Genomic DNA, 25,323 nt, shown 5'->3' with positions numbered 1-25,323 from the left:
AAACATTTTGTCATGAAACGTATTATCTTTTTATTGATCGGAATATTCATTGTGGCTACAGCTTGCCAGGATGATTATATTGAAACTGAAGACAGTCTAAAAAGTGCCAAGTTGGAAAAAACACAGACTTTTAAAATTAAAGGTTGGGCTGAAGTTATACCAGATTGGGATTCAGGCATGTTCCCCTGCACCCCGGAAGATTATGGAATTGCCTTTTGTACCAGAGGCTGGGTAACCGGGCATGAAAACATCTTAGGCACGGTTGTACAGGAAGAAAGCACTTACGAAAAAGTTTCGTGCGATGTAACAATCACACCAGACGGACCTGTTGCGCATAATGTTGTTAGCGCAGATGTTCTAAGAACAAATGGGAACAGAACCTATGTAATTTGCCATATGTATATTAATGTTGCCACCGGCGATATTTGGGGACACAACGACCTTGTGGGAGGAACAGGCCGGTTTGAAGGAGTTTCCGGCACCACTCAAATTCTAGAGGCAGTTATGGTTTCTGAAACCGGAGGCATAACTTGGAAAGAAGAAGGCGAAATCACACTAATTCTAAAATAACAGAATTTACAAGACTTACTTCATATAAATAAACCACCTTAGAATTCTGAGGTGGTTTATTTATATGAAGCAAAACCGTTTAAGCTTTTCATACTCATTAGCCAGCTATCATTTGTCTGTTCAACCCAAATGCAACAATAAACAGCTTCCAACGTATTTTGTGGTAGGGAAAAAAACCACGAATTCATACCTTAACATAAATGAACCATGATTTTATTCAAAAGCTCACCCTAATTGTGCAGGAAAACCTTGCGGATGAAGATTTTGGGCCGGATCAGCTTGTTCATAAAACAGGAGTTAGTCATTCAACGGTTCATCGCTGGCTAAAACAATCTATGAATAAAAACATCAGCCAGTTTATTCGCGATATCAGACTAAAAAAAGCCAGCGAATTACTTTTGAACGAAGACCTCACCATCTCGGAAGTTGCCTATAAGGTTGGCTTTGGAAGCGCTACCTATTTTAACCGATGCTTTCATGAGCAATTCGGATGTTCGCCGGGCGAATTCAAAAAAAGAGAACTGCCAATCCAAACTGAAACGTTACAAACCCGGAAAAGAAAATTTTCAAAAAAGTACATTTTTGTTGTTGCGCCGGTATTGTTACTTTCCATTATCATTTTGTTTGCGATAGAGAAATATAACCTGCTATCCAATAAATCTCCGCTAGAAAAATCAATTGCCGTTCTTCCGGTTAACTACCTTGGAGATCCGCAACACAAATACCTGGCCGATGGTATCTGCGAAGACATACAAAATAACCTGGCAAAAATTAAAGACCTGCGCGTAGTAGACATGAATTCGGTAAATCTGTATCAGGCCACCCAAATACCTGAAGAAGGAATCGGTGAAGAATTAAAGGTAGGTGCTTTGCTAAAAATAACTTTTCAGGAAACAGAAACAGATATTGTACTTTTTGTGAACCTGATTAATGCCGATGACGGAGCAATACTGTTTTCGGAAAGATATAATAGCGATCAAAAACAACTATTTGCAACACAAGGCGATATTGCTCTGTCCATAGCAAACGTAATGGAAGCAAATATAACTGCCGACGAAAGACAACGAATTGAAAAAATACCAACAGTAAGTTTAATAGCCAACGATTTTTACCAACGTGCACGCGAACAGCAATGGAAATACTGGATAAACGAAGACCAGCAGGCACTGAGGAACGCAAAGGAACTCTATTCGAGAGCCCTTGAATACGACCCTAACTTTGCACCCATTTACACCGGAATGGCACTTCTGGAATGGAATCAGAATGTATGGAAAACCAACATCTCCGAGAACTATCTCGACTCGGTTCTTTGGCTGGCCGAAAAAGCACTTTCGATAGACAAAAATAATTCCGACGCTTATATTATTAAAGCGGAATACAATCGTTTAAAAGGTTTTTACGATAAAGCTCTTTCAGAATACAACAAAGCCATTCAACTAAATCCGAACAACTGGATGGCCTATTTCGGGATGGCACAGTTGTATAATTTTGAAGACCTCTCAAAAACAATACTTTATTGCCACCAGGCTGCATCGCGTCATAAGGGAGTTATGCTACCTACCATTTTACGCCTTTTAGCAAGTTCATACTCGAGTACGGGATTCCCGGAGAAAGCAGAACATTACCGGCATGAAGCTTTAAATCTTGATTTCGATTCGGCTCTGTACCTTCTAAACCAGGAAACGCTCGAAGACATCCCTACATCTATTCAACTTTTGGAAAAAGCGCTCACCTTTAATTCTTCAAATACTGTAATTCTTCAGCACCTGGCTATTTATTATTCTTTTGCAGGCCAAAACAAGCAGGCATTTTCATATCTAAATAAATACATGAATTTAAACACTACTCCTGCAGATCTTACTATTAATGCCATGCACCGGATAGCATACATTTATTACCAACAAGAAATGAAAGATTCAGCAGCCTATTTTTTTAATTTGCAGGAGAATTCCTGCCTCGAAGCAATCGAATCAGGCAGGTACTATTCCAATTTTTTACTTTACGATCTTGCTGGTATTTATGCCTTCAATGGGGATAAACAGAATGCTTATTTATGGCTATCAAAATTTAGCGAGTTGAATAAAATGCCGCGCTGGACGGTAGACCTAATAAAAACAGATCCCCTATTTGAAACAATCAGCGGAGAACCTGATTTTAAAGAGATAGTTGCCAGGGTTGAGACAAAATACAACGCTGAACACGAACGAGTGAAAGTATGGCTCGAAAACAACAATATCCGGTTAGAATAATGAAGGGCCAAACCTCTCAATAAATGTGGTTTTGAAATATAATTTCAATTTTTGCAATATAAGTTCAACTCAAAAGCTATAGATTCTACCTTCTGATGCTCTATTACTAACATAAGTATCGTTTTATTCCCGAACTTTGAATTCACTAAATGTCATTTCTTCATTTTCTGAAAATTAAGGTCATGAAATCTTAATCGTGTTATTAGTCCTTATCGCCAACATATTTTTCTGTCTCACAACATGAAAAGAAAGAAAAATTGAAGAAGTGCCGGGTATTGCCTGTCTAACTAACCTTAATTAAAAACCGGGCAATCACCCAAACCTCCTTAAATATTAAGTTTTGGACCACCTCTGATTGTGGAGGTGGTTTTCTTATGCCGAGATGAAAAATGGCCAATGCAACAATAATCTGCTTCAACCGTAACGGGAAATAGGGAAAAAACTAAGCTACGCCTTTATTCAGATGAACCATGATTTTATTCAAAAACTCACTTTAGTCGTTCAGGAAAACCTGGAGAATGAAAATTTTGGCCCTGAACAACTTGCCCGGGAAATGGGTATTAGCCATTCAACGCTTCATCGCTGGCTAAAACAAAACGAAAGCAAAACCATCAGTCAGTTTATTCGTGAACTGAGACTCGAAAAAGCAAGCGAGTTACTTTTCAACGAGAACCTCACGATTGCAGAAATAGCCTACAAAGTTGGTTTTGCAAGTGCAACCTACTTTAATAAATGCTTTCATGAATATTTCAGATGTTCGCCGGGTGAATACAGAAAGATTCAACAAAAAAAAGGAAATACAGATCGATTAAAAGTATTGAAAGTATTAACTTTTATATTTCCTTTCTTCATTATATTTATAATTGTTTTCACTTCAAAAAAAGATGTACCAGCCAGACCAAAAAGCTGGTCATTCATTGTATCATCTACTGAATTTTCAGGGAATTCGGAATATGAATATTATGCGATTTGGGTGAATGAAGTCTTAATTAATAGTTTATCATCAATTCAGGGCATTAAGGTTTATGACCCGGATATACTTGAAAATTATATAAGCCAATCCGGTAATAGAAGAAAGCTAATAGAAAAAACAGTGGATGCCTATACAATTCGCACATTGATTCAGGGAGAAAATGGAAGCACCAAAATCGCCTGGCACATTACAAGGAACAGCGACGGTGTTGTTATAAAATCGGGAGAAGCTACAATCGGGGAAAATACAAGCCAGAGAGTAGTTCAACAAATTGTTCAAGATATTGCCAATGAGTTTGATATCACATTAAACGAACAAAAGAAAAAAAGTCTTCAGAACATTCCACCTTATAGCCTTACTGCAGAAAAATTCTATGTGCAGGCAATCAAGATTCTTAATGGAGATGACATAAAAAGAGATGTTGAATTATACAAAAATGCCGAGCTGTTTTTATATAGAGCGTTAAATGCTGATTCGTTATATTACAAAGCATACGAAGAACTTGCTTTTATTCACACGAACAGAAATTACTGGCTTAATATTCATAAAAACAACTTCCTGGACTCTGCTCTTTATTTTGCAAATAAAGCTATTGAAATAAATAACAATTCATACAAAGCATACCTGGCAAGGGCAACGTATTTTTACCATCAGAACGAAATGCAAAAAGCACTTACAGAGCTGGATGCAGCAACTGCAATAAACGGTAGTTATTTTAATGCTTATGAATTAAAAGGTAGAATATACAGATATATTGATTTGGCAAAGTGCATAGAAAGCTACTACAAAGCAGTTTCCCTAAGTGGAGAAATTGAGCCAGTGATGCTTCATACCCTTTCATTCCATCTTTCCGAGGCAGGATTTTTTGAGGAATCAAAATACTATGCAGAACTAGCTTTCGAGCTTGATAATGATTCGATGTTATGGCATATGAATTTAGCAGGTTACGAAAATGCCAACCGAAATCATAAAAAAGGTACAGCGCATTTTTTGAAAGCATATGCCATAAATCCACAAAATTCGAACCTGCTTTTATTGTTGGGTAAAGCCTATTCCGATGCCGGACAATATGAAGAGGCAGTTCGGTACTTTGATGAGTATATTGATTTTTTAGAACAACGAAACGCCATCGACGGACTGGGTGTTGTACACCGGGTAGCATATGCATACTGGCAAATTGGCAAAAAAGACGAAGCGGATTATTATTTCGACCTGCAAATTAAAAACACACTAAAGGATCTCGACTTAAAGCGCCCGTTTCACCAATTCCGATTAATAGACCTTGCCGAGGTTTATGCATTCAGAGGCGATAAAGAAAATGCATACAAATACCTGCAATTCATTATCGACCAACCGGTATGTATTCCGTTTTGGCTTTATGATATTGTGAAAAACGATCCTCAGTTTGATAAACTTCGAAACGAGAGTCAATTCATATCGTTGGAAAAAAGATATAGAGACAGGTATGAAATAGAACACCAAAAAGTTAAGAACTGGATCTTCGAGAACAATATTGAATTCAACTGATTTTCTCTCAACAAATCCATCTTGATTTCAATGATGCGACATAATTTTAATCACTGACTAATAATTTCAAGCGGTAATAAATAGATTTAACCAGCCTCCAAATAGCTTCTACCTTGAACATGACTTTAATTCGGACCTTTGATTCAACAAAGTTTTTTAAAATTAAAGTTTAAAGTCATGAAAACAATTACAATTCTTATTGCAATAGTGCTGGCCACGTCATCGCTATTTGCTCAGGAGGCTCAAACAGAACTCGAGGAAATTAAAGTTACTCCTCCCAGGTTTACAGGAATAGTTCAGTATCCTCAAATCTCAGGTGAGGACGATTTTGCATCATTCGAAAAGTACCTTATCAATAACCTGCAGTACCCGCAAGAAGTAATCAGTATTGGAGCAGAGGGAACAGAGTTGGTTCGGTTTGAAGTGAGTGCCGATGGCAAACTTTCATCGTTTGAAGTATTAAACAGTGTTGCATCGGAAATTGATGAAGCCATATACGATATCTTACTAACCACCTGTGGTATGTGGAAAGCAGGTGAGGCAAATGGTGAGCCGGTGTCGATGGAAAAAGAAATTGCAATCGAATTTAAATGGAAAGAATTTGAATCGCTGAACAGTGAGAAAGATTTTGATGCACTGGCAAAACATTACATGACAAAAGGCACAGAAGAACTAATGAATAAAAACAATGCAAAAAAAGCATTAAAGTTTTTCAACCATGGAATAAATTATCGCCCAAATGAAGATTGTCTTTTATTAGGACGCGCTTTGTGCAAATACGAATTGGGAGATAAAGAAGGAGCTATGGGTGATTGGGCAAGAATGCAACATTCAGGCATATCGGATGAAGCATTAACGTTACTTGAAGACTATAATAACCAAAAAGGAACCACTGAACTGGAAACTCTGCTGGGATTAAAATAACTGCTAACATTTACGTTTATTGGAACTGACCATTGGAGGTATCATAGATTTAAGTATTGGGGCACCTCTTAATCAAGGGGTGGTTTTCTTTTTTTTCGGAAAAAGAAAAAGGGTAGCCCAACGACCACCCCTCACATTTAATAATGTATAATGATAAAAAATAAGGGTACAACAAGTTTAAGGAATCGAGCCCGGAATGTTTCTTTTTTAGTTCGCTACTTATCAACAACTTAACGTGAATAGCGCATCTTCAACACGGTTTAAATTAGCGGAATATCGTCCCTGCGAAAATTCTCAACCCTGTTATTAACTTTTTTTACTTCTGGTGAAAAACGTGCTATATTTGCCTCTTCAACCCGGCTTAATTACTATTAATCAGTAAAAAATGTCAAACCTTTGTCAATCAGAAATCTTTTAGTTACTTTTGCGGCCAATTAATTTTATGCCGTTTCTATTGAAAGCGATGTTGCGGCGTAAACATTGTATAACAAATAGTTCTTTTAAAAATGTATTTAACATCAGAAAAAAAACAAGAGCTTTTTGCCAAACATGGCCAATCAGCTCAGGACACAGGTAGTGCAGAAGGTCAGATTGCATTGTTCTCGTTAAGAATTAACCACTTAACTGAACACCTGAAAAAAAACAAGAAAGACCACAGCACTCGTCGTGCATTGATTAAACTAGTAGGTAAGCGTCGTAGCTTACTCGATTACCTCATCAAAAAAGATATCGAACGTTACCGTGCGATTATCAAAGAGTTGAACTTACGTAAGTAAATTATATTGAAAGGCAATGCATTGGTATTGCCTTTCTTTTTTGTAAATTGCAAAACCTCACCACCCATTGTAATTAACAAAGGCCGCATACAGGCCGCAAAAATTATTGATTTAAATTATGGTAAACGCTACAGTTAAAACAATCGAACTTGCCGACGGCAGGACGATTACCATTGAAACCGGCAAATTGGCAAAACAAGCCGATGGTTCGGTAGTGGTTCGAATGGGTGACACCATGTTGCTGGCAACAGTTGTGTCGGCAAAAGAAGCGAAAGAAGATGTAGATTTCATGCCGGTATCGGTTGATTACCGCGAAAAATTTTCAGCCGCAGGACGTTTCCCGGGTGGTTTCCTGAAAAGAGAAGCCCGTCCGAGCGATGAAGAAATTTTGGTTGCACGTTTAGTTGACCGTGCACTTCGTCCACTTTTCCCGGAAGATTACCACGCTGAAACCGCGGTAATGATCTCACTGATCTCATCAGGAAAAGATGAAATGCCTGACTGTTTAGCCGGTTTGGCAGCATCAGCAGCAATCGCTGTTTCAGATGTTCCTTTCACTACTCCGATTTCGGAAGTTCGCGTAGCCCGCATCGATGGCGAATTCGTTATCAACCCATCTCTGGCGATGTTAGCAGAAGCCGATCTTGACATTATGGTTGGCGCATCGTACGAAAACATTATGATGGTTGAAGGCGAAATGAATGAAGTTTCGGAAGAAGTAATGTTGGAAGCGATTAAGGTTGCGCACGAAGAAATTAAAAAGCACTGTAAAGTTCAGGAAGAACTGGCTGCAGAACTGGGAGTTGTTAAACGTGAATATTGCCACGAAAACAACAACGAAGAATTGCGTGCACAGGTAAAAGCCGATCTTTACGAAAAAGCATACGCTATTGCGAAACAACAAATTACCAACAAAAGCCTGCGTATGGAGTCTTTTGCTGCTGTTGTTGACGAATATGTTGCAGCTTACGTTGAGGCTAACGCCGAAAATGAGGAGATTGACCTTGTGGCCAACGAAAAACTCATTCGCCGTTACTACCACGATGTGGAAAAAGAAGCTATGCGCCGCATGATCCTTGACGATGGAATTCGTTTGGATGGCCGTGCTACTAACCAAATCCGTCCGATCTGGGGTGAGGTAGATTACCTTCCCGGTGCACACGGATCATCAATTTTCACCCGTGGTGAAACTCAATCGTTAACTTCGGTTACCTTGGGTACCAAAATGGATGAGAAAATTATCGACCAGGTAACTGTTCAGGGAAAAGAGAAATTCCTTTTACACTATAACTTCCCTCCATTCTGTGTTGGCGACCCGAAAACGCCACGCGGAACCAGCCGTCGCGAGATCGGTCATGGAAACCTGGCACACCGCGCACTGAAGAAAATGCTTCCTGCCGATTCGCCTTATGTAGTTCGTATTGTTTCTGATATTCTGGAATCAAACGGATCATCATCGATGGCTACAGTTTGTGCCGGAACAATGGGATTGATGGACTGCGGATTAAAAATCAAAAAGCCGGTATCGGGTATCGCAATGGGATTGATTACCGATAAAGGTGCTGAAAAATATGCTGTTCTTTCTGACATTTTAGGTGACGAAGACCACCTGGGTGACATGGACTTTAAAGTAACCGGTACTGCCGATGGTATTACCGCTACTCAAATGGATATTAAAGTTGACGGACTGCCATACGAAGTGCTTGCGCAAGCATTGCAACAGGCAAAAGAAGGCCGTTTACACATTTTGGGCGAAATGCTGAAAGTGATTCCTGAAGTTCGCGAAGACTTTAAACCAAATGTTCCACGTATCGAAACCGTTCAAATTCCTAAGGATATGATCGGTGCGGTAATCGGACCTGGTGGAAAAGTTATTCAGGCTATTCAGGAAGAAACTCAAACCGTTATTGTTATCGAAGAAGTTGACGATGCTGGTTTGGTTCAGATTTCAGGAGCCGGATTAGAGCCAATTGAAGCTGCAAAAGCTAAAATTAAGGCGATCACTGCACTGCCTGAAGTGGGTGAAATTTACCAGGGAAAAGTTAAATCGGTAGTTTCTTTCGGAGCATTCATCGAAATTATTCCTGGAAAAGAAGGTCTGTTGCACGTATCTGAAATGGCTTGGGAACGCGTTGAAAACGCAGAGGACTTTGCTAAAGAAGGCGAAATTGTTGAAGTAAAACTGATCGGTGTTGACGAAAAAACCGGTAAACTGAAACTTTCGCGCAAAGTGTTGCTTCCAAAACCTGAAGGTTATGTAGAGCGCCCGCCAAGAGATAACCGCGGACCTCGTGGAGATAACCGTGGAGGTGATCGTCGACGCGATGATCGCAGAGGTGGAGACAGAAGACGTGATGATCGCAGAGGTGATGACCGCAGAGGTGGTGATCGCAGAGAATTCCGTCCTCGTCGCGATAACGACTAATACCAATTTTTTCAGTGTGAGCCTTAAGCGAAACACTGAAGTTACAATGGTTAATGCCGATTGAAAAATTAAAGTTTTAATTTGATTTCACATCGGTATAAGAGCTGAATAAATTTCAAGCAAAATAATAAAACGCTCCGCCTTTTGGTGGGGCGTTTTTTTGTTATTAACAGTTCACTACTAAAAGATGACATATCGCTGACACCCGATAATCGTTCGCTCCCGCCAGCGGCTAATGCGCTGAAATAAGATAGTCTTCATCTGCAATAAGAGCAACCGTATCTTCCATAAGATCAACTGTATCTTTCATAAGATAGCCGTCATCTTTTACCAGATCATCATTATCTGATGAAAGATAATCCTTCGCTGACAGCAGAAAACCATTCACAGACAGCAGATAGCCTTCATCTCCTGTAAGATGAGCACTGCAACTGGAATCAATGGTACTGGAAGACGGAGGGACTGAGGAACTGAAGGATTGAGGGACTAATAGACTGTGACTGAATACTGAGACTGAATACTGAGACTGAGAACTTGCTCCCACGCGGAACTTTAACTTCCTTTTCTTAACTTCGCCACTAAAATTATAGAAACATGGGCAACTGGTCAGAACAACTTCACAATAAAATTGACGAACAATTACAAGGCGGCAACGATAAAGACCTGCGCTTTTTCCGTATCGACGAGTTTAAACGTAATATCTCAAGAGTTGATGAATTTTCGAATTCCTGTCCGGAATGCAAAAAAGAACAAATTAATATTACAGAAGCGGTAAACAACATTGCCCAGGCCGTAAATCACGTTGGCAAACCACGCCGCGAGTACGACCGGCTGATCACCCGCCTCTCAAAACACATGCAAAAGGAGCACGGTTTTTACGCGCCCTACTATTTTACCTACCTCATTTCATTTTTTGGAATTATTGGCGGCTCCGTTTTGGGCTACCTGCTAATGCAACTAAATGCCGATATAAAACTCGAACTGTTCCTTATTGGTTTTTCCATCGGGCTGTTACCAACCTACATTTGGGGGCATTTAAAAGACAAAAAGCTGAGAAAAGAGAAGCGGCTAATGTAGGCTTAGTCTCGAAAATGGTGATCTGCTGTTACTTTCCCCACACACTCATGACTGATATCAAGGAAATTGTAATCAAGAAATATTTATTTAGCGAAAAATAACTGCACAATGAAACGAGCATATAAATAGCTCCATACAGGGAGAAAAATTTGTAAGCGAGTTCCATCGAATACCTTTAAATGTTTTAAATTGAAATGAGATGAAGAACACTGTTTTATTTGTACTGGCAGCACTTGTTCTGTTTGCCTGTAATGAACAACAAAAATTGGATTATCCTGTGACAAAAAAAGGAGACGTAAAAGACACCTACTTTGGTGTTGAAGTGGCCGACCCGTATCGTTGGCTTGAAGACGACCACTCGGAAGAAACTGCCGAATGGGTAAAGGCAGAAAACAAAGTAACTTACAGCTACCTGAACCAGATTCCGTACCGCGAAGAGTTAAAAGAAAGACTGTCGTCGATATGGAACTACGAAAAAGTGGGTGCGCCGTTTAAAGAGGGCGACTGGACCTATTTCTACAAAAACGACGGACTACAAAACCAATATGTGGTTTACCGTTTTAAAACCGGAGAAGATGCATCTACTGCCGAAGTTTTTCTCGATCCGAATACTTTTGCTGAAGACGGAACAACATCGTTGGATGCCTTGAGTTTTTCGGAAAACGGTAAAATTGCCGCCTATTCAATTTCGGAAGGTGGCAGCGACTGGCGCAAAGTAATTATTATAAATACCGACACGAAAGAGCAAATGGGCGACACACTTGTTGACGTAAAGTTCAGCGGTATTTCGTGGAAAGGCGACGAAGGTTTTTTCTACTCGAGCTACGACAAACCGGAAGGCAGCGAATTATCGGCAAAAACCGATCAGCATAAATTGTACTACCACAAACTGGGCACAACTCAAAACGAAGACGAGCTGGTATTTGGAGGAACACCCGAAGAAAAACACCGTTATGTTGGCGGTGGCGTAACCGACGATAATCGTTACCTGGTAATTACAGCCAGCGTTTCCACTTCCGGCAATAAACTGTTTATTAAAGACCTTACCCAACCAAACAGCAAATTAATAACTGTAATCGGAACCGACGAAAGCGACACTTACGTAATCGATAATGTGGGCACCAAACTTTACCTGGTTACGAATTTAAATGCGCCCAACCAACGAGTGGTTACTACCGATGTAAGCAACCCAACTTCTGAAAACTGGGTGGATTTTATTCCTGAAACCGAAAACGTACTTAGCCCGTCAACCGGATGTGGTTATTTCTTTGCCGAATACATGATCGATGCCGTATCAAAAGTATTTCAGTACGACTACGATGGCAATATGATTCGCGAAGTGGAACTGCCGGGCGTGGGTTCGGTTAGTGGTTTTGGGGCGAAGAAAAAGGCTACCGAAATGTATTACACTTTCACCAACTACATTACGCCGGGAAGCATCTATCAATACGATTTTGAGACCGGCGAATCGGAACTGTACCGCAAACCGGCTATCGATTTTAATCCGAACGATTTTGAAAGCAAACAGGTTTTCTATACATCAAAAGACGGTACTAAAATCCCGATGATCATTACCTATAAAAAGGGCACTGAATTGAATGGCAAAAATCCAACGATCCTTTACGGTTACGGTGGTTTTAACGTTAGCCTTACGCCAAGTTTTTCGGTTACCAATGCTGTTTGGCTCGAGCAAGGTGGTGTGTATGCTGTTGCCAATTTGCGTGGCGGTGGCGAGTACGGTAAAAAGTGGCACGATGCCGGAACAAAAATGCAAAAGCAAAATGTTTTCGACGATTTTATTGCCGCTGCCGAATACCTGATTGCCGAGAATTATACATCGAGTAATTACCTGGCTATCCGCGGTGGATCGAACGGAGGATTATTGGTTGGCGCCGTAATGACACAACGCCCCGATTTAATGAAAGTGGCACTTCCGGCAGTTGGCGTGCTGGATATGTTACGTTACCACACCTTTACCGCAGGTGCAGGTTGGGCCTACGATTACGGTACAGCCGAAGACAGCAAAGAAATGTTTGAATACCTGAAAGGATATTCTCCGGTGCACAATGTAAAAGCGGGTGTTGAATATCCGGCAACGCTGCTAACCACAGGCGACCACGACGACCGTGTAGTTCCGGCGCACAGCTTTAAATTTGCTGCCGAATTACAGGCAAAACAAGCTGGTGACAACCCGGTTCTTATCCGCATTGAAACGGATGCCGGGCACGGAGCAGGAACACCGGTAAGCAAAACCATTGAGCAGTATGCCGATATTTATGGCTTCACATTGTGGAATATGGGCATTAAGTCGCTGACTGAATAAAATTCGAAGTCTCCGGGTGACGAATATGAATAACCCCATCCTTTAGGGTGGGGACTAACAGATTCAGCCTGATCGCAGGAATAAAAGGGAATTTTGTAAATTAAAAATTACAAAATTCCCTTTTGTTCCTTTTTCTCTAACCTATTTTAGTCCCCGCCTTAAAAGACGGGGTTAGTTATAACTCATTCCTCAAAGCCTGTTTCATATCAAAAATAAACTACCAAGTACAGGAATTTTCAATCAAGAAATACTACTTTTGAATTCCCGGTAGCACGATTTGTTACCGGGAATTTTTATGTTGAAGAACAATGCAATTTCTGGTTATTGAGGGAAATATCGGGGCTGGCAAATCAACACTTTCGCGAATGATTGCCAAAGATTACAACGCCAAACTGGTGTTGGAACAATTTGCCGACAATCCCTTTTTACCCAAGTTTTACCAGGACAAAGAACGTTATTCATTTCCGCTGGAACTTTCGTTTCTGGCCGACCGCTATACGCAAATCAAAAACGAAGTGCTCAACCTCGATCTTTTTCACCCGTTTATGGTGGCCGACTACTATTTTGCCAAAACAGCAATTTTTGCCGAAACCACGCTTAAGAGAGATGAATACCATCTGTTCCGGCAAATCTTCAACATTATTTTCGAATCGATGCCCAAACCCGATTTGTATGTTTACCTCCATTCGGATGTCGACCGACTGATGAAAAATATAAAAATGCGCGGGCGCGATTATGAACAAAATATGGATCCTGTTTATCTGGAGAAAATCGGTGACGGATACTTTAACTTTTTTAAACAAATTTCCACCTTCCCTATCCTTATTATCGACATTAACGGCATTGATTTTGTACAAAATCCCGACCATTATCAGCAGTTAAAATCCGCCATTTTTAATAGTGAATATAAATTAGGAATAAACCGTCTGATATTGTGATAAAAACATGGGCTACAGCTTTTAAATATTGAAAAGCTTTTTACTTTTGTCTGCTCGAATGTGAATTTTAATTATAGTATAAATAATGTCTGTTATGAGAAGAATCAACTTTAAACCTATCCCCCTTTTCATTGGTATTGCGGTATTGTTCGCCGGATGTTCCGGACTAAACAAAATGAAGAAAAATGCCGATCAAATCAACTTCAAAGTTACCCCTGAGGTACTTGAGGCACATGCCAGTGAAGTTGCCGTTGCAATCGACACACGTTTCCCCGCCAAATACTTCAACAAAAAAGTTACATTAACTGCTACACCCGTGCTAAAATACGATGGTGGCGAAACTGCGTATGATCCTGTTTCGGTACAGGGCGAAAGCGTTGAAGCCAACAACAAAGTAATTAGCTACAACGGTGGTAGTGTAAATTACAAAAATGCTGTTGCCTACGATAAAGCCATGGCTAAATCAGAGCTTTACGTAAACATCAAAGCTACGCAAGGTGCAAAATCGGTTGATTTCGAACCAATAAAAGTTGCCGATGGTATTATTGCTACCAGCGAAAAAGTGATCATGATCCCTAAAGCGATTTTAGGTGTTGAGCGCGAAGCCAACAACAGCGGGAAATACGACCCGAACATCGATGCTTTCCAGCGTATCGTTCCAGACGAAATGACTGCAGACATCAAATACCTTATCAATCGCTCAAACATTCGCAGAGACGAAACTTCAAAAAGTGAAGTAACAGCGCTGGAAGACTACACTAAAAAAGCAAACGAAGACGAAAGAATCGATCTGAAAGATGTTGAGGTTTCAGCTTATGCATCACCTGACGGTACAATCGATCTGAACCTTGATCTTGCTGCAAAACGTAAAGAAACATCTTCGGCATTTTTGGCTAAAAAATTAAAAGAAGCCGGTATTGATGTTAAATTGAAAACAAAATACACTCCTGAAGACTGGGACGGTTTTAAAACCTTGTTGGAGCAATCGAACATTAAAGACAAAGAACTGATCCTGCGTGTACTTTCGATGTACAACGACCCAGAAGTTCGCGAGCGTGAAATCCGTAACCTTAGTGAGACTTTTAATGAAGTTGCTGACGAAATTCTTCCTCAGTTGCGTCGTGCAAAAATGACTACCAGCGTTGATATGATTGGTAAAACCGACGAAGAATTAAAAGCAGCTGCCACAGCTGATCCTTCTTCATTAAATCCGGCAGAGTTACTTTACGCTGCTACTTTGTTCGAAGATCTTAACGAACAACTTTCGGTTTACAATACGTTTATGGAAGTTTATCCGAACGACTGGAGAGGACCAAACAACGCAGGTTATGTAATGGTTCAGCAATACAAATATGCCGATGCAAAACCATTATTCGAAAAAGCTGAGAAACTGGCTAACAACGAGCCTATCGTTAAAAACAACGTTGGTGCGGTTACTTTAACCGAAGGCGATGTTGACGCTGCTGAAGCTTTATTTGGTGCTGCTGCAGGTGCCGGCGACGCTGTTAACTACAACATGGGAATTGTTAGCGTTAAAAAAGCCGAATACGACAGAGCGGTTCAGTATTTCAACCGTTTTGCCGATGTAAACTCGGGATTGGCAAAATTACTGGCCGGTAACAACAACGGTGCGGTTAAAGATCTTGAGGCTTGTACAATTGAAGGTTGTTATATGACTGAATATTTCAAAGCTGTAATTGGTGCACGCACTGCTAAAGAATCGTTATTGTTCGAAAGCCTGAAAGCTGCTGTTGACATGAATGCCGGTTTGAAAGAAGTGGCCAAAACAGATATGGAATTCGCAAAATATTTCGACAATGCTAAATTTAAAGCTATTGTTGACTAATACCAATTGTTTTTCAGTGTGAGCCATTAGCGAAACACTGAAATTACAATGGTTAATGCCGATTGAAAATTTAAAGACTCAATTTGATTTCACATCGGTATAATTAAGTTGTGATAAACTTATTGGAAGGGCGATCGTTTGATCGCCCTTTTTTTGTGCCGGTTCATGACAAAACCTCTTTTTTAATCCTGCGTAAAACACTATTTTTCAAGCTCAATTATTAAGGGAAATTCAAGTAAATGTTATGGAGTACATAAACAAGTATGTAGAGGAAAACAAAGACCGGTTTTTGGAGGAATTATTTGGATTGATACGCATTCCGTCGATCAGTTCGATTGCTGCCCACAAACCGGATATGTATAAAGCCGCCGGGTACTGGAAGAAAACACTTTTGGAAGCCGGTGCCGATAAAGCCGAAGTTTTTGAAACCGCCGGTAACCCGGTTACTTATGGCGAAAAGATTATCGATCCGGCACTGCCAACCGTATTGGTTTACGGTCATATGGATGTGATGCCGGTTGATCCCATCGATTTATGGGACACACCACCGTTTGAGCCACAGGTGCGCGACGGAAAAATATATGCCCGCGGTGCCGACGATGACAAAGGTCAGGGAATGATGCACGCCAAAGCTTTCGAGCTGATGGTAAAAACCAATACCCTTCCCTGCAACGTAAAATTTATGATTGAAGGCGAAGAGGAAATAGGATCGCCTAACCTGGGAAAATGGTGCGAGCAGAACAAGGAAATGCTAAAAGCCGATATCATTTTGGTTTCCGACACTTCGATGCTGGGAGCCGATATTCCATCAATTACCACCGGATTGCGCGGACTGTCGTACTGGCAGGTAGAAGTTACCGGCCCAAACCGCGACCTGCACTCGGGTATTTTTGGCGGCGCAGTTGCCAACCCGATCAATGTACTTTGTTCGATGATCGACCAGATGGTTGACGCAGATGGGAAGGTTACCATCCCCGGTTTTTACGACACCGTACAGGAAGTATCGGCCGAAGAACGTGCCTTGCTGGGCAAAGCTCCGTTTAACGAGGAAAAGTATAAAAAAGCACTTGGTGTTGATGAGCTGAAAGGAGAAAAAGGTTTTTCAACGAGTGAGCACACCGGCATTCGTCCGTCGTTTGATGTATGCGGCATTTGGGGTGGTTACACCGGAGAAGGTGCAAAAACCGTATTGCCATCAAAAGCTTTTGCAAAAATCTCATCGCGTTTGGTGCCCGACCAGGATCACGAAAAAATAGCCGTACTTTTTAAAGACCACTTTGAAAGTATTGCCCCAAAATCAGTAAAGGTTGAGGTTACCTACCTACACGGTGGCCCCGCTTATGTTTGCCCGATTGATATTCCGGCCTACCAGGCTGCCGAAAAAGCCTACACCGATACTTTTGGCAATCGCCCGGTGCCTGTTCGTTCAGGTGGAAGTATCCCGATTATCTCAACTTTCGAGAAAGTGCTTGGAATTAAAACGGTGTTGATGGGCTTCGGCCTTGAATCGGATGCAATTCATTCACCCAACGAAAACTACCCGCTGGAACAGTTTTACAAAGGCATAAAAACCATTCCGCTCTTCTATAAATATTTTGCGGAAATGAGTAAATAAATTATACGCAGGCAGATAAATGCAGAAGCGGACTTTGTTGAATGCAAAGCCCGCTTTTTTTATAACTTTATTCCAAACAAAGAACCATGCGTAAACTAATTATCCTTTCGTTTTTTGCCTTGCTTCTCGTCTCCTGTGCAAGAAATAACCATCCTAATTTTGTTTTTATTTTGGTTGATGACCTTGGCTGGGCAGATGTAACCTGTAATTACCCTGAAAGTTTTTACGACACGCCCAATATCGATAAACTCGCAGAACATGGAGTACGCTTCACCAATGCCTACGCAGCAAATCCGGTTTGCAGCCCTACTCGTGCGGCAATACTTACAGGCAAACATCCCAACCGGGTAAATATTACCGACTGGATTCCGGGCCTGGATCCAAAGATGAAACCTTTACTCGGTCCTCAGGATGGTACAGAACTGGCTCTGGAAGAAATTACCATTGCCGAAAAACTAAAGGAGACGGGCTATAAAACCTGTTTTGTTGGAAAATGGCATTTAGGAGATGAAGGATTTTTTCCGGAAGACCAGGGATTTGACATCAACTTTGGCGGTCATGATAAAGGGAGCCCTCCGGGAGGCTATTATTCACCTTATAAAAATCCAAAGCTGGAAGATGGCCCGGAAGGAGAATACCTTACGAACCGGCTGACCAGTGAAAGTATAAACTTCATTAAAAACAACAAGCGTAATCCATTTTTCCTTTACCTCTCATTTTACACGGTTCATACTCCAATTCAGGCAGCTAAAGATTACATCAACCACTATCAAACAAAACGTGAGCAACTGGGCCTTAATGAGGTTCCGATAAAAGCGGAGGGCGACGGATGGACCCACTTAGTACAGGAAAATGCAGCTTATGCATCGATGGTGGCAGCCATGGACGAGAATGTTGGTCGGATTCTGAATACACTTGAAGAACTGGGGTTGGATAAAAATACCTGGGTAATTTTCACCAGCGACAATGGCGGGCTTTCTACACTGAGAGGAAAAAATGCTCCAACAAATAATGGTCCGCTTCGTGCAGGAAAAGGGTGGTGTTACGAGGGAGGTATACGTGTACCACTGATTATCTCTGGCCCTGAACTCACCAACCCGGGCAGAACGGAAGACAGCCCGGTTATCAGCATGGACTATTTTACGACCATTCTGAACATAGCAGGAACAAAACACGACGGTAACGATGGAGAAAACCTGCTGCCGGTATTAACGGAGAACAAACATTTGACACGCGACGAATTATTCTGGCATTACCCGCACTACCATGGCAGTGCATGGAAACCCGGATCGGCATTGCGTAAAGGAGAATGGAAACTGGTTGTTCACTACGAAAACAATAAAACTGAACTTTTTAACCTGGCCGAAGACCCGGGCGAAACGAAAAACGTGTCAACACTATTTCCAGAGAAAACACAGGAACTTAAATCCCTTCTTGATGAGAAACTAAAATCAACAAATGCGAAGTTTCCTGTTTCTAATCCGGATTACGCCCCCAAAGATTAACAAATTTGAATGCTGAGGAAACAGATGTAAGTTCGAATAGGTTGTGTCCTCGTCTGATTTATTGTTGCTGTAGTTTTATCAACTCCAGATACATCAATTGTTTATCGCTTGTATTTCCGGTGGCAGGCAGCAATGAAATTGATTGCTCACCGCTTTCCATTATTTCAATTTCGCCCAGCTTTAGCAGTTCATAATCTTCTCCTGTATCGCGGATTTCAGTTTCTATTTTCTGATCGCCTAACGTAACTGACACTCCTCCTCTTTCGGCACTCCACACCAAAGCTTCAACCCGGTATTTGCCCGGTTCAGCATCAAAAATCCACTCTAAGCGAGTGCGGGCATCCACCCAGTTGGCAATTATTGAGTTTGAACTACTGCCTTTTAGTACGGCATGTTCGCCATAACCGGGATTATAAATGTCGGCAAAATCGGCAGGTAACAACACGCTACCTTCTTTTAAGTGTGGTTTATTACTTGTTACCGTCATTTCGCCACGTATTTTCACAACAACCACGGTATTTATCTCATTAAATATTACCGACGGCGCATGAACATGTAAATCACCCTCTTCAAATTTCCAGGCAAAATGCTGTTTCGGGTTCGACAACAGGTAAACATCGCGTACATTTGCTTCCAGACCCGGCACTTTTAATAAGCCATCTTTTGGCCAGTCGAAAACATGCAGGTAAAGATTGGTTACGCCGCCCTCTTTTTTTGTCGTGCAGCGGCCCCAGGGCAATTTATAAAACGGACTGGCACTTGTACCGTATATTGATTTGCCGTTTTGTTGCATCCAGTGGCCCATTTCTTTTAGCCGCTCAACACTGGCTTTGGGGAATTCACCTGTTGCAGTTGGCCCCACGTTCAGCAACAGATTACCACCTTTACTGGCAATATCAACCAGCATTTTTATCAACTCTTCGGTCGATTTCCAGTTTTCGTCGTACCATTTGTAGCCCCAGCTGGTGTTCATGGTCATACACACCTCCCAATCGTAATCCAGCCCCGTTGGCGGCACATGCTGCTCGGGTGTTTGAAAATCGCCCGGCCATGGACGATACAGGCGGTTATTCGTTATCAGGTTAGGGTAATCATCGGTAACTGCTTTTAAAGCGTTAGCCGCTTCTTCTGTCATTCCGCGTGGCGTATCCCACCACAAAATATCCAGCCCTCCGTAGTTTTCCAGAATTTCTTTTACCTGCGGCACCGCCTTTCCGTTTATGTAATTCATCAGTGGTTCGCGTTCTAAATCCGGGTCCCAGTGTGGTTTACCTTCTTCAATGTTCCAGTACGTTCCGCCTGGCTCGTGCCAGTCTTGTGCCTGCGAGTAGTAAAAACCCAAACGTATACCTTCTCTTTTACAAACTTCAGCCAGTTCTTTTAACGGATCGCGGTCAAAAGGAGTAGCATCAACAATATTGTATTTGCTGGCTTTTGAATGAAACATCGCGAAACCATCATGGTGTTTCGAAGTGATCACTATGTATTTCATTCCGGCATATTTTGCCAGTTTCACCCATGCTTCGGCATCAAATTTATCGGGATTAAAGTTTTCTGCCAGTTTCTCGTATTCTTTCACCGGAATTTCGGCACGGGCCATTATCCATTCGCTAATCCCATTTATACGTTCGCCTTTCCATTCACCTGCCGGATCGGCATATAAACCCCAGTGAATAAACATTCCGAAGCGGGCTTCGCGCCACCACTCCATTTTCTGATCGTGAGCCGATAGTTCAACATTCTTTTTGGCTTTCTCCTCCTTTTTCGAATCGCACGAAACAAAAAGCAGGGCAAACAGGGCAATAAGCAATAAGCGGTTCATAATATAAAATTGTCTGTTTAATGTACAGGTATAAATTTCGGAATAATTATTACAAAAACAGGCCATTCCTCGTCTTTTGTGTCATTAATTCAATGTGCGTATTATTTCCTCTGCCAATGGGCTCAACTCATCTGCAAAACAACAAGATTCATCGCAGTTAAAAGCCTATCCGTCTTAATTGATTGTTAAAGGCGGGCAAGCATTTTTAAGTTGAGCAGAATTTTGTTTATTTAGCTTTTCATTACCAGAAAAATGACAAACAAAACTTGCCTGATTTTTTGCAATTGTGGTGCTGGCATCATTTCCGACGATAAGAAGGAAGAGCTTTCAGAAGCTTTCAAACCGCTTGGAGTTGATATTTATGAGCTGCACGACCTGTGTGCTTTTTCGCTGAATGAAAAGGACTTCCTGCACCAATTGGATAACGATTACGACAAAACACTGATTGCTGCCTGTTACCCGCGGGCCATTAAAAATATGTTTGAGCAGAACGGGGTTCAGCTCAGCAATTACGAGGTGTTTAATTTCAGGGAGACCGACACTAAAGAAATTACCTCCGATTTAGCTGCCCGGATTGAAGAAAAGCAGGAAAACAGCAAATACGAAATAAAAAAGACCGGGCTAAAAGTTCCGGCGTGGTATCCGATTATCGACAAAGAGCGTTGTACCCTTTGCGGACAGTGTGCCCGGTTCTGTGTTTTTGGAGTTTATACGTACAATAAAAAAAGCCTCAAGGTTGTCAATCCGTTGTCGTGCAAAAACAATTGTCCGGCCTGCGGACGAACCTGCCCGGCATCGGCGATTATATTCCCGCGATTACCCGAAAATTCGGCCTTATCAGGAGCAGAACCCGGCGAGGATAAAAAAGCACAGGGAAACGATCAAAAAGGAAATTTGTTTGTTATGCTGAACGAACGCAACAATGCCCGGAGAAACATTTTCAAACAAGGCGCTTTTCAACAGGCCGAAGAAGAGAAAAAAAGAGCCCTGGAAGAATTAAAGAACAGTTTAAAGAACCCAAAAAAAGATGCTTAAACAAATCCTGAAAACAGATAAAAAATGCCTGTATAAGTTTGCATATAACATGGGCATAAAAGGTGCCCGTGGCATTCAGCGTTTTCAGAAACGAATAAAAAACGGCGATTTTTTCCCGGCATTTCATTTTATCTCGGTTACCGACGATTGCAACCTGAATTGCCAGGGCTGCTGGGTAACGCATAAAAAACAAAATGCGCGCATGTCGCCCGAAATGCTGGATTCGATAATCACGCAATCGAAAGCAAAAGGATCGTACTTTTTCGGAATACTGGGTGGCGAGCCACTTATGTACAAACCGCTTTTTGATGTTTTCGAAAAACATTCCGACTGCTATTTTCAGCTGTTTACCAACGGGACTTTGCTCACAAAAGATATTGCCGAACGTTTACGCAAACTGGCCAACGTTTCACCGCTAATCAGTTTTGAGGGCGACACAGAAATTGCCGATGTGCGCCGTGGAGGAAAAAACGTTTACCAAAAAGCGCAGGCTGCCATAGATCATTCAACCGATGCAGGATTAATTACGGGAGTGGCAATGAGTGTTTGCAAATCGAACATCGACCTTGCATTTTCCGATGAATTTATCCGGTCGCTGATCGACCGCGGAGTGCTTTATTTGTGGTACTACATTTATCGTCCCGTGGGACAAGACGCTACAGTCGACCTCTGTCTTTCGGCAGAACAGATTGAGCAACTTCGCCTGTTTATTGTAGATGCACGACAGAAATACAACATTGCCATTATCGATGCGTACTGGGATGAGAATGGAAAAGGATTGTGCCCCGCGGCATCCGGACTCAGTCACCACATTAACGCTTCGGGCGACATCGAACCTTGCCCGGTCATTCAATTCGCCACCAACAATGTGGCCGATGGCGACCTGGAAAGCATTTACCGCAATTCACCTTTCCTTGCAGGATTTAAAACAGAAATACCAAAATTGACAACGGGTTGCATCGTTATGGACGACCCGCAGTGGTTGGTTAATTATACAAAACAACACGCCGCAAAAGATACATCGGGCAGAGAGAACGAAGCTGAACGTTTGAGCAAAATGGAAAAAGTTTCCAGTCATGGTTCGGCCAAACCCGTTCGCGAAAAGAGCTGGGTGTATCGCTTTGCAAAAAAACGGGCATTTTTTGGCTTTGGCGCCTACGGTTAATATGAAGGAGACAAATGGCATATTAAAAGTTCCTGAGGAATCGTTCGTGCGCAATAAAATGCGTAAGGCTGCTGCAGCTATGGTCGGGATGTTGGAGCTGCGTCCTCCTGTAAACATCCAAAAACTGGAAGAACTGGCCGCTGATTTGGTGCGCGAACAGGAAATTTCTGCTGAATTTATTCCTTTTGCAATGGTATTGCTAGGTAACGAATCGTGGCGAAAAACGGTAAAAGCCACGCCTATGAACCGCCGGCTTTTGCTGCTCCCACAATGCCTGAACGACAACAATAAATGCGAGGGCCTGTTCGACGAACTGGGACTGAATTGTGCAGGATGTAAGGCCTGCCCCATCGATGATCTGCTGATTGAAGCCGAATCAAAAGGATATGCCAATCTGGTAGCCGAAGGAACCACGGTTGCGGTTGGTTTGGTTGAAGAAGGATCAATAGATGCTGTAATCGGCGTGAGTTGTATGCCGGTTTTGCAACGTTCGTTTGAGCCGGTATCAAATGCTGCCGTACCGGTAATTGGCATTCCGCTGCTTTTTGATGGTTGTGAAGAGACGCGTGCAGATATAAAATGGATTCTGGATGAAATGCGTTCGTATGAGCCGGATGAAGCGCGCCAACCCATTTCGGTGTCGTTGTTAAAGAACCGAATCGAAGCTTTATTTACAAAAGAAAACATCGAAAAATACATTCAGGGGCGCGATAAAACTGAACAAATTGCACAGGAATATCTGCTTGTAGACGGGCAACGGATACGACCGTTGCTTGCGGCTTTAAGTTTCCAGGCCTACTCAACTAACGATGCGGATGAGCTTCTGCAGCCCTTAACGCTTATTATTGAGTGTTTCCATAAGGCGTCGCTAATTCACGACGATATTGAGGACAATGCCAACCAGCGTTACAACACCCTTACGGCGCATGAAAAATATGGTGTTGCGCAGGCCATCAATGCAGGTGATTTTCTGATTGGCAAAGGCTACGAGTTGTTAAGCAATCTGGATGTTCCGAATGAAACCATGAGAAACTGCCTGCGTTTTATTGCCCACTCGCACATACAATTAACACGCGGACAAGGCGTCGACATTCTTTTCAACGACGGCAAAATCCAATTGCTGCCCGTTGAAATGATCGAGGTTTTTAAAAACAAAACCGGTGAAGCCATAAAAGTGGCCTTGCTGCTGGGAGCAATTGTTGGAGGAGCAAACAAACAGGAGCAGGAAATTCTGGAGCAATTTGCCGATTATATGGGAATTGCTTACCAAATTCGCGACGACCTGAATGAATATACGGAACAACACGCTGCCGAAAAAACCGGCGATTATCCCTTCCTGCTGGCCTTGCTGAATAAACATTTCGCCGATCAGGAAAAAGAGACGCCAGCGAATTTATTCGGGCAAGTTGGTGAATTCAGAAAGCTAATTGATGAAACCGGATTGCTGGAAGCTGCAAAAGAATACTTGCAGCAATACATCGATAACTGTTACGCAGAACTGGATAAACTTGATAATTCCAAACTTCGCCTAAGTCTTTATGGCGTGATGGGAAAAATCTTCAAATCAGAAACCACCAATGAGTAACCCAAAGAAGATCGCGATCTATAAAAAACTGGTTCGGCGACTTTCTTTAGGATTTGAAACTTTATCGCCTGAAATACAACAGGAAATCACTGATTTTATAAAAAGTCAGCAACAAGCTTCGGGTGGCTTTTGCGATCGTGCCGGAAATCCCGATCCTTACTACTCGCTTTTCGGCTGCTGGCTAAGTTTAGCCACCGGACAAAACAAAGAAATTGAGCAATTAAGAACATACATATCAAGACAACCTGAGACATCAAGTACAGTCGAAGATCTGGCGCTAAACCTGATGAAAACGGAGTTACTTCCGCAACAAAAAAACGAATCAGTGTTCTCGTTGCTCAGGAAAGTATTTTCGGGTCACAACTTCATGGATATTTCTTACCGCTTTTTTCTGCTGGCCTTAACCATTGATGCCACTGCAAAAAACCGCTTTCTTTTTAACCTGATGGCACGTGTCTGGCTACCCTTTTATAAAGTGAAAGAAAACTCACCCTGTAGTTTGGTCGCGGCACTTTGTTTTGCCCGCTTTGATCTGGGGTTAGCCTACAAGAAATACCAACAACTTTTATTGGAGTTTCACCGGGAAGAAGCTGGATTCAGGGCTTTTGAAACCACACCATTCAGCGATACTTTATCAACCGGGGTAGCACTTTTCTCTTTGGCAGAAACCAATTATGATTTGCGGCTGATCACTCCAGATTGTCTTGATTTTATTCAAATGAATTATCTTTCAGGAGCCTTTCTTTCCGGCGATGGCGATGAAACCCGCGATTTGGAATATACGTTTTATGGGCTGTTGGCATTGGGAAGCCTTGTTAAGGATTAATTGGAAGGAAGAAGGATTAAAGTTGAATGAAGAATTTAGATTAACGATTTTTGATTTAAGAAGGAATAGGCAATTGGCAAATAACAATAAGCAAAAACTTTGCGCCTTCGCGCCTTTGCGAGAAGAAATTCTTAGTGTCTTT

17 protein-coding genes are annotated in these 25,323 nt (G+C 41.9%); 16 read left to right on the top strand and 1 reads right to left on the bottom strand.

Going from position 1 to position 25,323, the window contains the following annotated elements; all coding sequences use genetic code 11:
• Positions 1-12 precede the first annotated feature (12 nt).
• The 12 genes from LH29_RS04585 (at position 13) to LH29_RS04530 (ending at position 18,748) form a co-directional block, all read left to right on the top strand.
• A complete protein-coding gene (locus LH29_RS04585) occupies positions 13-570 on the top strand; it encodes a hypothetical protein (RefSeq protein ID WP_045026299.1) in 558 nt (185 codons plus the stop codon).
• A 200-nt stretch (positions 571-770) separates the two neighbouring features.
• Positions 771-2,819: a helix-turn-helix domain-containing protein gene (locus LH29_RS04580; RefSeq protein WP_045026298.1), complete on the top strand. Its 2,049-nt coding sequence runs from the start codon at positions 771-773 to the stop codon at positions 2,817-2,819.
• Between the two features lie 463 nt (positions 2,820-3,282).
• Positions 3,283-5,319, top strand: a complete 2,037-nt coding sequence (locus LH29_RS04575) for a helix-turn-helix domain-containing protein (protein WP_045026297.1) — start codon at positions 3,283-3,285, stop codon at positions 5,317-5,319.
• A 177-nt stretch (positions 5,320-5,496) separates the two neighbouring features.
• Entirely contained in the window at positions 5,497-6,243 is a 747-nt protein-coding gene (locus LH29_RS04570; protein ID WP_045026296.1) for an energy transducer TonB, read from the top strand.
• A 506-nt stretch (positions 6,244-6,749) separates the two neighbouring features.
• Entirely contained in the window at positions 6,750-7,019 is a 270-nt protein-coding gene (rpsO, locus tag LH29_RS04565; protein ID WP_045026295.1) for a 30S ribosomal protein S15, read from the top strand.
• A 118-nt stretch (positions 7,020-7,137) separates the two neighbouring features.
• Positions 7,138-9,444, top strand: a complete 2,307-nt coding sequence (pnp, locus tag LH29_RS04560; RefSeq protein ID WP_045026294.1) for a polyribonucleotide nucleotidyltransferase — start codon at positions 7,138-7,140, stop codon at positions 9,442-9,444.
• A gap of 594 nt (positions 9,445-10,038) precedes the next feature.
• Positions 10,039-10,521 (top strand): SoxR reducing system RseC family protein, encoded by a 483-nt coding sequence (locus tag LH29_RS04555; protein WP_045026293.1) that lies wholly within the window; start codon positions 10,039-10,041, stop codon positions 10,519-10,521.
• A 199-nt stretch (positions 10,522-10,720) separates the two neighbouring features.
• The gene (locus tag LH29_RS04550; protein ID WP_045026292.1) at positions 10,721-12,844 is read left to right on the top strand and encodes a prolyl oligopeptidase family serine peptidase; all 2,124 of its coding nucleotides are present in this window, start codon (positions 10,721-10,723) and stop codon (positions 12,842-12,844) included.
• Between the two features lie 308 nt (positions 12,845-13,152).
• Complete coding sequence (locus tag LH29_RS04545; protein WP_045026291.1) at positions 13,153-13,782, top strand: deoxynucleoside kinase; 630 nt, start codon at positions 13,153-13,155, stop codon at positions 13,780-13,782.
• 94 nt (positions 13,783-13,876) lie between these two features.
• Positions 13,877-15,628, top strand: coding sequence for a tetratricopeptide repeat protein (locus LH29_RS04540; RefSeq protein ID WP_045026290.1), 1,752 nt, complete (start codon positions 13,877-13,879; stop codon positions 15,626-15,628).
• A 244-nt stretch (positions 15,629-15,872) separates the two neighbouring features.
• On the top strand, positions 15,873-17,243 hold the full coding sequence (locus tag LH29_RS04535; protein WP_045026289.1) for a dipeptidase: 1,371 nt from the start codon (positions 15,873-15,875) through the stop codon (positions 17,241-17,243).
• An 86-nt stretch (positions 17,244-17,329) separates the two neighbouring features.
• The gene (locus tag LH29_RS04530; RefSeq protein WP_045026288.1) at positions 17,330-18,748 is read left to right on the top strand and encodes a sulfatase; all 1,419 of its coding nucleotides are present in this window, start codon (positions 17,330-17,332) and stop codon (positions 18,746-18,748) included.
• Positions 18,749-18,806: 58 nt separating this feature from the next.
• On the opposite strand, the gene LH29_RS04525 is transcribed toward LH29_RS04530, so the two are convergent.
• Positions 18,807-20,570 (bottom strand): alpha-L-fucosidase, encoded by a 1,764-nt coding sequence (locus LH29_RS04525; RefSeq protein ID WP_045028707.1) that lies wholly within the window; start codon positions 20,568-20,570, stop codon positions 18,807-18,809.
• Between the two features lie 252 nt (positions 20,571-20,822).
• On the opposite strand from LH29_RS04525, the gene LH29_RS23635 reads away from it, so the two are divergent.
• The 4 genes from LH29_RS23635 to LH29_RS04505 are packed head-to-tail and all read left to right on the top strand — an operon-like array spanning position 20,823 to position 25,181.
• A complete protein-coding gene (locus tag LH29_RS23635; protein ID WP_052670604.1) occupies positions 20,823-21,605 on the top strand; it encodes a 4Fe-4S binding protein in 783 nt (260 codons plus the stop codon).
• Complete coding sequence (locus tag LH29_RS04515; protein WP_045026287.1) at positions 21,598-22,770, top strand: radical SAM protein; 1,173 nt, start codon at positions 21,598-21,600, stop codon at positions 22,768-22,770. Before LH29_RS23635 ends, LH29_RS04515 begins: the two co-directional genes overlap by 8 nt.
• Position 22,771: 1 nt before the next feature.
• Positions 22,772-24,355 (top strand): polyprenyl synthetase family protein, encoded by a 1,584-nt coding sequence (locus tag LH29_RS04510; protein ID WP_045026286.1) that lies wholly within the window; start codon positions 22,772-22,774, stop codon positions 24,353-24,355.
• Positions 24,348-25,181: a prenyltransferase/squalene oxidase repeat-containing protein gene (locus LH29_RS04505; protein ID WP_045026285.1), complete on the top strand. Its 834-nt coding sequence runs from the start codon at positions 24,348-24,350 to the stop codon at positions 25,179-25,181. The genes LH29_RS04510 and LH29_RS04505 overlap by 8 nt, the downstream gene beginning before the upstream one ends.
• The last annotated feature ends 142 nt before the right edge of the window (positions 25,182-25,323 follow it).

The sequence above is a fragment of the Draconibacterium sediminis genome (assembly GCF_000949475.1).
Taxonomy (GTDB): Bacteria; Bacteroidota; Bacteroidia; order Bacteroidales; family Prolixibacteraceae; genus Draconibacterium; species Draconibacterium sediminis.
This window is presented reverse-complemented; position numbering and strand designations above follow the sequence as displayed.